The 13,304-nt window shown below is 42.8% G+C and carries 13 protein-coding genes; 9 read left to right on the forward strand and 4 right to left on the reverse strand.

Going from position 1 to position 13,304, the window contains the following annotated elements:
• Positions 1 to 61 precede the first annotated feature (61 nt).
• From lepB to acpS, 6 genes are all read left to right on the forward strand, one after another.
• A complete protein-coding gene (gene lepB, locus L2748_RS02565) occupies positions 62 to 979 on the forward strand; it encodes a signal peptidase I (RefSeq protein ID WP_220779594.1) in 918 nt (305 codons plus the stop codon).
• Position 980: 1 nt separating this feature from the next.
• Positions 981 to 1,658, forward strand: a complete 678-nt coding sequence (gene rnc, locus L2748_RS02570) for a ribonuclease III (RefSeq protein ID WP_220779596.1) — start codon at positions 981 to 983, stop codon at positions 1,656 to 1,658.
• Positions 1,655 to 2,647: a GTPase Era gene (gene era / locus L2748_RS02575; protein WP_220779597.1), complete on the forward strand. Its 993-nt coding sequence runs from the start codon at positions 1,655 to 1,657 to the stop codon at positions 2,645 to 2,647. The genes rnc and era overlap by 4 nt, the downstream gene beginning before the upstream one ends.
• Before the next feature lie 144 nt (positions 2,648 to 2,791).
• Positions 2,792 to 3,481, forward strand: a complete 690-nt coding sequence (recO, locus tag L2748_RS02580) for a DNA repair protein RecO (RefSeq protein ID WP_220779599.1) — start codon at positions 2,792 to 2,794, stop codon at positions 3,479 to 3,481.
• Positions 3,482 to 3,921: 440 nt separating this feature from the next.
• Positions 3,922 to 4,659 carry a pyridoxine 5'-phosphate synthase gene (gene pdxJ / locus L2748_RS02585; protein ID WP_220779601.1) on the forward strand — a complete coding sequence of 246 codons (738 nt, stop codon included), beginning with the start codon at positions 3,922 to 3,924 and terminating at the stop codon, positions 4,657 to 4,659.
• A gap of 109 nt (positions 4,660 to 4,768) precedes the next feature.
• Positions 4,769 to 5,164 carry a holo-ACP synthase gene (acpS, locus tag L2748_RS02590; protein ID WP_220779603.1) on the forward strand — a complete coding sequence of 132 codons (396 nt, stop codon included), beginning with the start codon at positions 4,769 to 4,771 and terminating at the stop codon, positions 5,162 to 5,164.
• Between the two features lie 59 nt (positions 5,165 to 5,223).
• Here acpS and L2748_RS02595 read toward each other — a convergent pair whose 3' ends face one another.
• Together L2748_RS02595 and L2748_RS02600 are read right to left on the reverse strand one after the other, a co-directional pair.
• Entirely contained in the window at positions 5,224 to 5,745 is a 522-nt protein-coding gene (locus L2748_RS02595; RefSeq protein ID WP_220779605.1) for a GNAT family N-acetyltransferase, read from the reverse strand.
• A 135-nt stretch (positions 5,746 to 5,880) separates the two neighbouring features.
• Positions 5,881 to 6,822 carry a Dyp-type peroxidase gene (locus L2748_RS02600; RefSeq protein ID WP_220779607.1) on the reverse strand — a complete coding sequence of 314 codons (942 nt, stop codon included), beginning with the start codon at positions 6,820 to 6,822 and terminating at the stop codon, positions 5,881 to 5,883.
• A gap of 415 nt (positions 6,823 to 7,237) precedes the next feature.
• Between L2748_RS02600 and L2748_RS02605 the strand changes: the two genes are divergently transcribed.
• A complete protein-coding gene (locus L2748_RS02605; protein WP_220779608.1) occupies positions 7,238 to 8,287 on the forward strand; it encodes a toxin-antitoxin system YwqK family antitoxin in 1,050 nt (349 codons plus the stop codon).
• 316 nt (positions 8,288 to 8,603) lie between these two features.
• A complete protein-coding gene (locus tag L2748_RS02610) occupies positions 8,604 to 9,143 on the forward strand; it encodes an Mpo1 family 2-hydroxy fatty acid dioxygenase (protein ID WP_220779610.1) in 540 nt (179 codons plus the stop codon).
• 75 nt (positions 9,144 to 9,218) lie between these two features.
• On the opposite strand, the gene L2748_RS02615 is transcribed toward L2748_RS02610, so the two are convergent.
• Both L2748_RS02615 and L2748_RS02620 read right to left on the reverse strand, forming a co-directional pair.
• Positions 9,219 to 10,499, reverse strand: coding sequence for an HlyC/CorC family transporter (locus L2748_RS02615; RefSeq protein WP_220779618.1), 1,281 nt, complete (start codon positions 10,497 to 10,499; stop codon positions 9,219 to 9,221).
• Between the two features lie 144 nt (positions 10,500 to 10,643).
• Positions 10,644 to 11,432 carry a cytochrome C assembly family protein gene (locus L2748_RS02620; RefSeq protein WP_220779622.1) on the reverse strand — a complete coding sequence of 263 codons (789 nt, stop codon included), beginning with the start codon at positions 11,430 to 11,432 and terminating at the stop codon, positions 10,644 to 10,646.
• A gap of 406 nt (positions 11,433 to 11,838) precedes the next feature.
• Here L2748_RS02620 and ffh point away from each other — a divergent pair, with 406 nt between their 5' ends.
• A complete protein-coding gene (gene ffh / locus L2748_RS02625) occupies positions 11,839 to 13,212 on the forward strand; it encodes a signal recognition particle protein (protein WP_220779625.1) in 1,374 nt (457 codons plus the stop codon).
• The last annotated feature ends 92 nt before the right edge of the window (positions 13,213 to 13,304 follow it).

A 13,304-nucleotide genomic window follows, 5' to 3' on the forward strand; every position in this document is an offset into this window, starting at 1 on the left:
AACCTTAAAGACAATGGCATTTCGTCATGCCCCGACTATGTTTGGCAGGAGTTAATTTATAATGGCAGCCCATTTCTCTCTAATATTAGTATTGGTGACCTTAGGTAGCGGCTTAATTTGGTTGATTGATGCGTTATTTTTCGCACCTAATCGCCGCGAAAAGTTGGCAAGCGCACAAGCTGCTCACACTGATTTAAGCGACGAGAGTGCTGAAGAGATCATGCGTGAATCTGCAATCGTGGAAACATCTAAGTCTATCTTTCCTGTTATCGCATTCGTGTTGATTTTACGCTCTTTTATTTACGAACCATTTCAAATTCCATCAGGTTCTATGATGCCAACGCTACTGGTTGGTGACTTCATCTTGGTCGAAAAGTTTAGCTACGGTATAAAAGATCCAGTATGGCGCTCAACCCTAGTAGAAACGGGTAAGCCTGAGCGCGGTGATGTTGCTGTGTTTAAATATCCAATTAATCCACAGGTTGATTATATTAAGCGTATTATCGGTTTGCCGGGTGACCGTATTGTTTATCGTAATAAAGATCTGTATATCCAACCAGCCTGTGCAGAAGGGCAAAGCCCATGTCCTGAGTTAAAGCAGGTTGATCGAGCATTGGTTAATCGTGGTGAGTTTTCGCAAAGTGGCATGCCTTTGGTGCGTTATAAAGAGCAGTTAGGCGATATTAGCCATGACATTTTGGTTAATCCAGCTATCTCAGACAGAATCAATCATTTCTACCGTCAAGAAAATGTGCCGTTAACAGAGTTTATTGTGCCAGAAGGTCAGTACTTTGCGATGGGCGATAACCGTGACAATAGTACAGATAGCCGTTTTTGGGGCTTTGTGCCAGAAGAAAACTTAGTAGGTAAAGCGGTGGCAATTTGGATTAGTTTCGAATTCGATAGAAGACCATCTGACTTTTTACCGACTTGGATCCCAACTGGGGTTCGCTTTAACCGTGTAGGCGGAATAGTTTAATATGGAACCAATTAAAAATATTCCACGTTTGTGCCGTACTTTAGGCTACGAATTTAGTGAGCAAGGCTTTTTAGATCAGGCGTTAACTCATAGAAGTGCATCTAATAAGCACAATGAAAGATTAGAGTTCTTAGGTGACTCAATTTTGTCAATCGTGATTTCAGATGCCTTATACCACCAATTTCCGGCAGCAACGGAAGGTGATTTAAGCCGTATGCGCGCGACACTAGTGTGCGGAAAAATGCTTGCTGAAATTGCGCTAGAATTTAAGTTAGGTGATTACTTAAAGTTAGGCCCTGGTGAGCTAAAGAGCGGTGGTTTTAGACGGGAGTCGATTCTTGCTGATGCCGTAGAGGCAATTATTGGTGCTATCTATCTCGATTCAAATATCGAAAAGTGCCGTGGACTCGTGCTTAGCTGGTATGAATCACGTTTAAAAGTGATTGAACCAATTAACCAAAAAGATCCTAAAACGTTACTGCAGGAACATCTGCAGAAGTTTAAAAAACCTCTGCCGATTTATAAGGTAGTCCATACTGAAGGTGATGCTCATGAGCAGACTTTCACCGTTGAATGTATTGTTGAAGACTTGAGCCAAGCCGCTATCGGAGTAGCCAGTTCACGCAGAAAGGCGGAACAAAGTGCTGCTGCTCAAGTGTTGGAGTTAATTAAGAAATGAGTGACAACAAAGATTTACCCGAAAGCCATGAGCCAAGTTTAGACGAACTATTGGCAAACATGAACAACCCATCATCAGCGGTTAAATATGCGGTGACCTATTGTGGCATGGTGGCAATTGTTGGTCGTCCAAACGTGGGTAAATCAACATTATTGAATAAGCTTTTAGGGCAAAAAATCAGTATTACCTCTAAGAAGCCGCAAACAACGCGTCATCGTATTATGGGTATTCATACTGACGGTCCACGTCAGGTGGTGTTTATTGACACCCCTGGTTTGCATATTGAAGAAAAACGCGCCATTAACCGTTTAATGAACCGTGCAGCAGCGAGCTCGTTAGCAGAGGTTGCTTTAGTGGTATTTGTTGTCGACGGTATGAACTGGACGCCAGATGACGAAATGGTATTGCGTAAGCTGCAAAGCCGTGACGATGGCCGTAAGACGATTCTAGCGATTAACAAAGTCGACAATATCAAAGACAAGGAAGCATTATTCCCGCATCTTGAAGAGTTATCGAAGAAGTTTCCGTTTGATGAGATTTTACCTATCTCTGCAACCCAAGGCACTAACGTACAGCGTATCTTAGATATGTCTGTTGCCTCTGTGCCAGAGTCACCACATTACTTTCCTGAAGATTATGTGACTGACCGTTCACAAAAGTTCATGGCATCTGAAATCGTGCGTGAAAAGCTAATGCGCTTTTTGGGCGACGAATTGCCATACGATTGTACGGTAGAAATTGAACAGTTTAAGATGATGGAAAACGGCGTATACCAGATCAATGCTTTGGTATTGGTTGAGCGTGAAACTCAAAAACGTATGGTCATCGGTAACAAAGGCGAACGCATTAAAAAGATCAGTTCTGCTGCTCGTGTTGATATGGAAGTCTTGTTCGATAACAAGGTTTTCTTGGAAATGTGGGTTAAAGTTAAATCTGGTTGGGCTGATGACGAACGTGCATTACGCAGCTTAGGTTACGGTGACGAATAGTCGCTGTTAGCTTAGCTGTGAATGATGCCTCTTTTTAGTGATAAGAAGGGGCATTTTTATTGGTTATAATTGAATTTTGTATTACGTTTTTATTGTCTTATATTGCTCATAGCAAAATGGGCTTATTGAATTGGAATAATCAATATGGAGCGTGGCTACGTTCTTCATAGCAGACACTTTCGTGATGGCAGCGTTATCGTTAACTTATTGGTTGATGGTAAAGGGCGTGTTGATGCCGTTGCACGCTTAGGCGGCGCTAAAAATTCTATTCGTAGTATTATTCAGCCTTTCCAGCCGATTATCTTTCAGCTGCACGGTAAAACTGATCTTAAAAACCTCAAACAAGTGGAGGCTGCGAGCCCTGCAGTGCCATTAGCTGGAGATTGTCTTTATTCCGGTTTGTACCTTAATGAGCTGCTTATACGCTGCCTAAGCGTACAGCATAGCGCCGAGAACTTGTTTTTTGACTACCATCGCACCTTAATAGCTATGGCGACAGAGTTCAACCAAAGCCAACTTAGATACTTTGAGCATGCACTTTTAAAAGAGCTAGGTACTATGCCATCACTCGATTTTGACCCAAGTGATGCACCGATCACTGCAAGTGGTTTTTACCGTTTAGAGCCAGATCATGGTTTTACGCCAGTTATAGCTACCGCTTACAACCAGCATCGATTTTTTACTGGCGAAATGTTGGTTGCCTTAAATCAGCGGACATTGACTGCAGAGCACTATCTAGAAGCCAAGAAATTAATGCGACAATTATTAGCGCCAGTACTTGGCGATAAGCCACTGCATTCAAGAAGCTTATTTGCCAAGAAACCGAAGATTTAGCTTATTCCTGTCAAGACTCAGCAACAACAAATTATACCAATCAGTATAAGAATTTGATCAGCTCAGAACGATTTTTGGCAAACTAATTCAAGGCGAATAGCTGTAATAATGGTTATTCCCTTATAAATCTATTCAACGCAGAAGTAGGCAGCCAAAAACGTTCCAGACTGGCGAGTTTTAGCGATTCTGATGCTGTGTTAACGAACTTGAACGTAGAACAACTATGCTCTTCATTCGTTGCGAGCTGCATGGATGCAGCGAATGTCATTAAAGCAGGAGCACTTAATGACCTTGCCTCAAAACCGCTAAACTCTCGCTGAGTGACTAAATGTTTATACTGATTGGTATTAAATACTGTTTAGCTCGCGATACTGGCTAAACAGCAAGCCTATCAGTACAATATCGTCTCTTATTTCTGCTTATTTTTTTAAGGAACAAACATGGGCCGGATCTTATTGGGCGTTAACATCGATCATATTGCGACTTTACGTCAGGCACGCGGTACAAATTATCCCGATCCTGTTCATGCTGCGGCCGTAGCGGAGCACGCTGGCGCAGAAGGCATTACGATTCATTTGCGTGAAGACCGTCGCCATATTATTGACCGCGACGTGTATACGCTGGCAAAAACCTTAAAGACGCGTATGAACTTTGAGATGGCTGTTACCGAAGAGATGCTTAATATTGCCTGTGAAATTAAGCCTGCTTACGTTTGTTTAGTACCAGAAAAGCGCGAAGAGCTAACCACCGAAGGTGGCCTTGACGTAGCCGGGCAGCAAGACAAGATCGCTGCGGCTGTGGCTCGCTTAAGCAAAGAAGGCATTAAGGTGTCGTTATTTATTGATGCAGATAGCACGCAAATTGACGCGGCTGTGGCAGTCGGCGCGCCGGTTATTGAAATTCACACCGGTTGCTATGCGGATGCTGAAACTGATAGTGAGCAAGCTGCAGAACTTAAGCGCATTACCGAAATGGCGAGCTATGCTCACAATAAAGGTCTAGTGGTTAATGCGGGTCATGGTTTGCATTATCATAACGTTAAAGCTATTGCTGCTATCCCTGAGCTATATGAGCTTAACATCGGTCATGCCATTATTGCTCGTGCGGCAATCGATGGTTTGGATAAAGCTGTGCGTGACATGAAACAGTTAATGTTAGAAGGCCGTCGCGGCGACTAAAGCCAGTATCTAATTGTTATTAATAGCCGAGGCCTTTGCTCTCGGCTTTTGTTTATTCTAGCTGGTTGTTTGCAAACAACCGCCACATAGCTTGTTATAAAGGCTCAAAATGATTGTAGGTTTAGGCACTGATATTGTTGAAATAGCGCGGATTGAAGAGCGGATCCCTGCTGTAGGAGATGAGGCATTGCTAAGTTGCCGTTTAGCCAAGCGAGTATTAACAGCTGCTGAGTTTAGCATATTTGTCAGCAGTGCTCAGCCTGGGCGCTATCTTGCTAAGCGCTTTGCAGCGAAAGAAGCAGCGGCAAAAGCGTTAGGCACAGGGATTGGTCGCGGGGTATCATTCCAGCATATTGAGATCAGTAACAACGCGAATGGCGCACCGCTAATAGCGTTTACTGATGGCGCAGCAGCAAGGCTAGAAGAAATAGGTGGTAAACATGCTCACCTTTCTATTGCAGATGAGCAGCGTTATGCCACAGCAACGGTTATTTTAGAATCTTAGTTTGTTATCGCAGGGCTGTTAATGCAGCTGAATAGCTGCATTAAAAGAGGCTTTTAAAGCTAGCAGTTTGTGTTTAATGCATCGCGTTGACAGCTCATGACTCGCTCACCCTCACAAACATACTCACCAGTAAACTCAAAACCAAGCTGTTTATATAACGCAATAGCCTTATGGTTATTGGGATAAACGCTGAGGAACATTTGCTGGCAAGCAAAATGCTCGAAAAGAGTGTTAAGTAATAATTTGGCGAATCTTTTGCCTAATCCTTTTCCTTGAAATCGCTTATCAATCAAAAATCGGTCAAACCACACTCTACTCGATGGTTTCTTATTGGCTTGTCTTGTTTGCTCATCAACCGTTAATTGATCGCATTCTTCAAATTGGCCGAACATGGCAAATCCAGCAATATCTTCGCCATAGTAAAGGGCTACAGGTGTGAAGCGAGGATCTTGTTTGGCCTCTTGTAAACAGTCGGGAATTGACTCAATAAAACTATTTTGATCCGTATTGAGCTTTAGCGCTAGAACAGTTTGTTGATTGGTTATATCAATTGCTTGGATACTGAGGGATAGGGTGTTCATGTTGGATTTGTTGGCAATGATTTATGCGGAGTTTAATCGAACTAAGACTCAAGTTAAATAAATAGCTCAATTCTTAGTTCGACAGGTGCTTGGCAGCACAATGTGTTTATTTAAACATTGTGCTGCGAACGAGGCTTATTCGTCGTCAAATTGCTCCAAAAAGGCCTTTGAAGGCATAAAGAACAAGCAGCCAGTTTTTGCCTCAACAAAGTCTAATAGACGGTCGTAGTGACCATCCGCATCGGCATTAATCATTTGACTTAGAGAGGTGTTGATAATTGATGGCGTAGCGGCAAAGCCAACAAACATGGTGCCATGTTCCATAGCGTTACCATAGGGGCGGTTTTGTCTGAGCATTTTTATCTCTTCGCCATTAATTTCAACCTTACTCTTGGCGTTGTGCGCCCAAGCAGGCTTTACATCATCACTTAGCTCTACGTTATCCATCTTAGTACGGCCAACTACTTGCTCTTGATACTCTGTCGTCTGCTTGTCCCACAAACCTTGACGGTCGATATAACGTTGTACATGTAAATAGCTGCCACCTTGGTGTAATTCAATGTCATTAGCGACTAACACCGCTTCGACTCTTTCATCACCGTCAGGGTTTTCTGTACCATCAACAAAATCAATCATGTCACGGTTATCTAAGTACTTATAACCTTGAATATCTTCGGTAAGGGTTGCGATATCTGCCAGGCTATTGCGTATATATTTTGCTGCTTGGAAGTTCAGATCAATACGCTCAGACTTTATCATCACAAAGATGTCGCCAGCAGTAGCGGGAAATACGCGCTCGCCATTGCTCATGGCTGTAAAAGGGTGTAACTCAGCCGGCATGGGGTGTTCAGGGAAAAGCTGTGGCCAAGCGTTTGCCGAAAACCCAATAGAAATACTAAGACCTGCAGTAAGATCTTTATGGTTGATGGACTTTTCAATACCACTAATTGCAGCGATGCAATCAGCTATTGAGTCCGATAAGGCTGAGCCCTGTTTGAGGCAAAAGGTGAGGTACTCAACGTGGGAGGTCGGGTTAGATAACACCCCTGATTGTGCGAGTGAGCAAAGCGCTGTCATTAAAGTTTCCCCATCAGAAAAGGTTAGCTAAGGTAATTGCGTCAATCCCTATTGCTGGTGTACTTCGCAAAAAACACCTTTGTTAAAGATATGACACAACAGGCTGGAGTACTTAAAAAACTATACGCCTTTAATTATAGATGTGAAATTAACTAGTGTTAATCATTGTCTTGGACCCGTTAACGGATAGATATTTTGACCGGGTTTGATTGAATAAAGTGACATGAGTTAAGAAATTGCCAATAAAGTCATCGCTGTTGGCAAGGCAGTTTGAGAAGCCTGTTAACTCTGTGTATGGTGCGGCTAGCTAAGTTGATGTTTATCAGCGTGTTTGAACTGTGTGCATTGAGTCATAGACTTTTCATTTGTCATTGACTTGCTAGCCAAATATCTCTAACCCAGTTGAGTAATGATTATGTTTTCCCCCCACAGACTAAAGCGAGTAGCTCCCTTAATAATACTACTGATAAGTGCGTGGTTAGCATCGGCATGTGGCAACGCACACCTGCCAATTAGTGAGGACGACCTAAATCAAACTAAGTGTGACGCGCAATATCAAAGCGATTGTCCTGAGTATTATCGAGGTGAGTTATTTACCGGCATTGCGACTAATTATGCTTATGGTAAGGCGTTTTATAGAGTGACTCAGTATCAAGATGGACTCGAACACGGCTATAGCTTCTCGACGCTAAACAATCAACTCAATGAAACGGCTTGGTATAAGGCGGGTAAGTTAGATGGAAAGCAGATTAGTTATCACTTTTCCACCACTGGAAAGCCGCAGTGGGTGCGACTTTACCAAGCAGGAGTAAAAACGGAGCATTGGCTTTATGATGAGCAGGGCGTAATCCTCAGCTATAAGCGATTCGAAGGCGACAAAGAAGTCGAGAGCATTAGTTATGAAAAAGGCCGAGAATGGCGTCTGTACTATTTTGTTGATGGCGAAAAGCGCCAACGTCACAAGGACTATTATGCAGATGGCCTGCTTGAGAGCGAGAGTGAATTTATTTATGCCGATTATAAAAAGCTCAATGAGAAAACTTACTATCGTAATGGTCGCTTAAGAAGCAAATTTAACTACGACAGGGTAACCAATACCGGCATATTAGAAACCTACGGCTCAGATGGCAAGCGGCGCTCAGAGCAGCATTATGGCTATAACCCACTCAATACCCTTCATGGGGTGCAGTTAACCTTTTGTGGTGAAAATGGTCAGGTTGATTCTCGCGAGCATTACAACATGGGCGTAGAAGATGGTGAGTTTGCTAAATATCACTGTAATGGCCAGTTAATATCCAAGCGTACTTATGTAAACGGCGTGGTGACAGATAAACAGATTAAAGTCTATGATGAGAATGGCCTGGCAGTGGTGATAAAAAAGCTTGATGGCAAAGGTAAGATCATCCAAGAAAGCTACTTTGATGATGACTCTGCTAAATGGGTGACTTATTCAACATCAGACTAGTTGCTAGATATACTCTCTCCTTGCGAAGAGGGCGGCGACTTAGCATAAGCTGCTTTATTGCAGAGTAATGCAGCTTTAAGGGCTCATTTGAATTTTTACTCTATTAAAATGCGATAAAATCCATTAGGTTAAGATGTAGTTAAATTTGGCCGGTGTTAACGGGGCATTGAAAATAAGCCTATCAATATACGTATATGGAAAGACTAGTGCGATTTATGCCCCCGCTGAGCCAAATACAGTCGCCATGTTAGAAGCGCTAGCTAATACAAATCCTAGCAATGCTTCTATCCTGGCAAGCCTATATGGAGAAGAGCAGATGAAATCCGCCGAAGAACAGTTATCAACCTACAAAAGTGTTCATTTAAACCCTAAAAATATTCGGACTCACTTTGTGGGCGTACCTTTGATTATTTGGTCACTATTTTTATTACTGAATTTAATCCCACTTAATTTTGCCGTGTCTAATGAGCCCGTCATCACGTTTAATGTTGCCACGATTTTTACAGTCGGTGTGCTTGTTTATTACTTCCTTTTACATGCTAGACTAGCCATTGGTTTAACGATTTTTATTATTCCAGTACTTTATACATCAAGCCTTGTGGCGCAAATACCCCATGCATTTTGGATTGCTATCGTAGTGTTTTTTGTTGGTTGGGTGATTCAATTTATTGGCCATCATTACGAGAAAGCCAAGCCTGCATTTGTCGATGACTTAAATCAATTGCTAATAGGACCGTTCTTTTTGATGGCAGAGGTTTACTTTATGTTCGGGCTAGAAAAGCAGTTACTCGCAGATATTACGCCTCTAGCTCGAGATAAACGTAGAGCGCTAGAGGCTGCAAGAAAAGCCGCTTAAGTGCTATTAGAGATAAACATAGATAAGTAAAAAGGCGCGACAGCGCCTTTTTATTGTGAATAGCGTATCGCACGGTTAATCTGCAGTTTTAGGCGCAAGGTAATGCTGTGGCATCACTCTAACCGTTTTTATCATATTGTCAGCGACATCTATCACTTCCAACGGGTAGCCATATAAACGCATTGAGGTGTTTGGCTCAGGAATATCTTCTAAGTACTCAAGTACTAAACCATTGATTGTTTTAGGGCCATCAATCGGGAAGTGCCACTCCATCTCTTTATTGAGATCGCGTATGTTTATTGTGGCTTCAATCAGGAAACTGCCGTCTTGCTGAGGGGTAATATCTTCGCTCGGCGTAGTCACCATAGACGTAGTAAAGTCACCGACAATCTCTTCTAAAATATCCTCAAGGGTCACGAGTCCTTGAATGTCGCCATATTCATCTACAACGAGTCCAATACGTTCTTTATTTTGCTGAAAGTTGGCCAGCTGCACGTTAAGCGGTGTCGCTTCAGGAATAAAGTACAGCTCTTTTACTGCCCGCAGCAACGAAGATTTACTAAATTGGCCTTTCGATTGTAAGCGCAACGCATCTCTTAAGTGTACAAAACCAACGGCATCATCAATCGTGTCTCTATATAGCAACACCCTTGTGTGTGGGCTTTGAATAACCTGCTTATTAATGCTCTTAAAGTCGTCGTTGATATTAATGGCGTAAAGCTCGTTACGCGGGATCATGATGTCGTCAACGGTGACTTTCTCTAGATCCATAATGGATAGCAGCATCTCTTGGTGACGCTGTGGAATTAAGGCGCCAGCCTCATTTACTACTGTGCGTAGCTCCTCTTGACTAAGTGCATCATCGGTTTTGACTGAGTGAATACCGAGTAAATGCAAAAAACCTGAGGTAATAAAGTTGACGACCTTTACGAAAGGAGAAAGTACTGTGAGTAATACTCGTAGGACAACACTGGAGGGAAAGGCGATACGTTCTGGGTGAAGCGCTGCAACAGTTTTAGGGGTAACTTCGGCAAATACTAACACGACGAGCGTTAATACACCGGTCGAGATGGCGACCCCCACGTCACCAAATAAACGTATGCCGATAATGGTCGCTATCGCAGACGCTAAAATATTAACTAAATTGTTACCGATTAGGATGAGTCCAATCAATCTATCTGGTCGCTCTAACATTTTTATCGCGCGCTTAGCGCCTTTATGGCCGCTATTTGCTAAGTGGCGCAAACGATAACGGTTTAGTGACATCATGGCTGTTTCTGAGCCAGAGAAGTAAGCAGACAGTAGGATTAAGACGAACAGAATAGATAAAAGTACGCCAGTGGATATATCGTCCAAGAGTTGGAGCTCCGCTGTTGTTTAAAGAAAGGGCGAAAATTCTAGCTAGATAAAGCACTATAAAAATAACTAATTACAGAACTTTCTAAAGTGTGTCAAGTTTGACCCATCAAGCGGTGATGGGTCAATTAACGAAAATGAAGCTTAGCGGAGGATTAACTCTTTAACAATACGCGCACCAAAGTAGGCAAGTGATAGCAGTACGCCGCCTGTTAAAGTATAAGCAACGGCGGTGCGAATACGGCAACCAACCCAGTATTGCTGAGCTAACATGGCGATATAAACACACCAAGCCATAATCGATAATACCGCTTTGTGACCCTTACCTTCTTCAAACATATCATCTAAGAAGATAAAGCCAGTGGCTAAAGATAAACTTAATAAAATCACCCCAACAATCACTAAGTGATAAAGCTGCTTTTCAACCGTCATTAATGGCGGCATAGCCGATGTCATGACAATTTTCTTATTCTTAAGGCGATTCTGAATTATTGCTAATTGAATCGCGTAAAGCGCTGCAATCATCAAGGCACTGTATGCCATAAGTGATAAGACAACATGCACTAGCACATCAGGGTGAACTTCAAAGTGAATGATGTATTCTGGTGGCACTAGCCATAATAGCGCCACTGAAATGATTGAGCAGACATAAACCACAGGCAAGACAACGATGACTTTAAGCCTGAATAACAAAATGGTAAAGCTGAAGGTTATTATCCAGTTAACCATCGAAATTACGTTGGTTAAGCTAAAGTTTTGCCCGTCACTAGTCATAATGGTTTGCGATAGTGCAGCAGCATGCAACACCACGCCTACAGCAGCAAACCCAGCGACGAGCTTTCTGTTTGGTCCGTCTACATGAAACAGGCGACTTGCGACGAGAACCAAAGCAATACTATAAAATAACATGGCTGAAGCAGAAAAAATGACCATTGAGTATTAACCTATTGTTTATGAATCTGATGCTTTACGCATACTTAATAACGTTTAACTAAAGCTGACCAAACGAGTTGCATACTAGCCTGATTCAAACAGGAGTTAAATCGCAGAATGAGCGAAATTATCGCTTTAGGTCTCTTTGCCTACGTTATTAGGATTTTTATCTCAGAATTCACCGATAACGTTGTCAACTAGAATAACATGAGCAAAGGTCTTTTGGGCAGTGACCTTGATTGCAAAAATTGGCTGATTCTTTGTCCTAACAGCGATTTTTGTTAAATATTTATCGATTGTAAGGCCTAGTTATAAAAGTTACTTGCGTCATTCTGTAGCATAATATCTGGGCATCGCTATAATACAGCCCCATCAATGTAAATTTTAAACGGTAAAGAACTGGATAATGTTTGAGAACTTAACTGACAGATTGTCACGGACTCTGAAAAATATCAGTGGCCGTGGTCGCTTAACGGAAGAAAACGTTAAGGAAACCTTACGCGAAGTCCGCATGGCACTTCTTGAGGCCGATGTTGCCTTGCCTGTGGTTCGTGAATTCGTAAATAGCGTTAAAGAACGCGCTGTTGGACAAGAGGTTTCTAAGAGTCTAAGTCCAGGCCAAGCCTTTATTAAGATCGTTCAAAGCGAACTTGAAAATGCGATGGGCGAAGCGAATGAAGCTTTAGACCTATCGGCACAGCCTCCAGCTGTAATCATGATGGCGGGTTTGCAAGGTGCGGGTAAAACCACCAGTGTTGCAAAGCTGTCTAAATTCTTGCGTGAGCGTGAGAAGAAATCTGTGCTTGTGGTTTCTGCCGACGTATACCGTCCTGCAGCAATCAAGCAGCTAGAAACCTTGGCTGCTGAAGTAGACGTTCAATTCTTCCCTTCAGATGTTAGCCAAAAGCCAGTCGATATTGCTAATGCAGCAATTGCGCACGCAAAGCTTAAGTTTATTGATGTGGTTATTGTCGATACTGCAGGTCGTTTGCACGTCGATGAAGCCATGATGGACGAAATTAAGGACCTTCATGCGGCGGTTAAGCCTGTTGAGACTCTGTTTGTGGTTGATGCCATGACAGGTCAAGATGCGGCAAACACAGCTAAAGCTTTTAATGAAGCCTTGCCACTTACTGGTGTGGTTCTAACTAAGGTTGATGGTGATGCACGCGGCGGTGCGGCGTTATCGATTCGGCATATCACTGGTAAGCCAATTAAATTCTTGGGTGTGGGTGAAAAAACCGACGCACTAGAAGCGTTCCACCCTGATCGTGTAGCTTCACGTATTCTTGGTATGGGCGATGTGCTTTCTCTTATTGAAGAGGTTGAGCGCGGCGTTGACCAAGAAAAAGCTATGAAGCTTGCTGCTAAAGTTAAGCAAGGCGGAAATTTTGATTTAGAAGATTTCCGTGAGCAGCTGCAGCAGATGAAGAATATGGGCGGCATGATGAACATGATTGAGAAGCTACCGGGTGTGGGTCAATTACCCCCAGAAGCACTTGCTCAAGTTCAAGACGGCAAGATGACTGGGCAGATGGAAGCGATTATCAATTCTATGACGCCAGGTGAGCGTCAACGCCCTGATATCATCAAAGGTTCGCGTAAGCGCAGAATCGCGATGGGCAGCGGCACACAAATTCAAGACGTGAACCGTTTATTGAAACAGTTTACGCAAATGCAGAAGATGATGAAGAAAATGTCATCAAAAGGCGGCATGAAAAAAATGATGCGTGGTATGAGCGGTATGCTCCCACCAGGCATGAAAATGCCCGGCCGCTAGGCATTATTAATATTCTGCAAAGCTAAATTTACAGACTAGAGTAAAACTTGCTCTGGTCTGTTTATCGTTTTAGGTGTAAAAAACGCCGATTA

The sequence above is a fragment of the Shewanella sairae genome, from assembly GCF_023283535.1.
Taxonomy (GTDB): domain Bacteria; phylum Pseudomonadota; class Gammaproteobacteria; order Enterobacterales; family Shewanellaceae; genus Shewanella; species Shewanella sairae.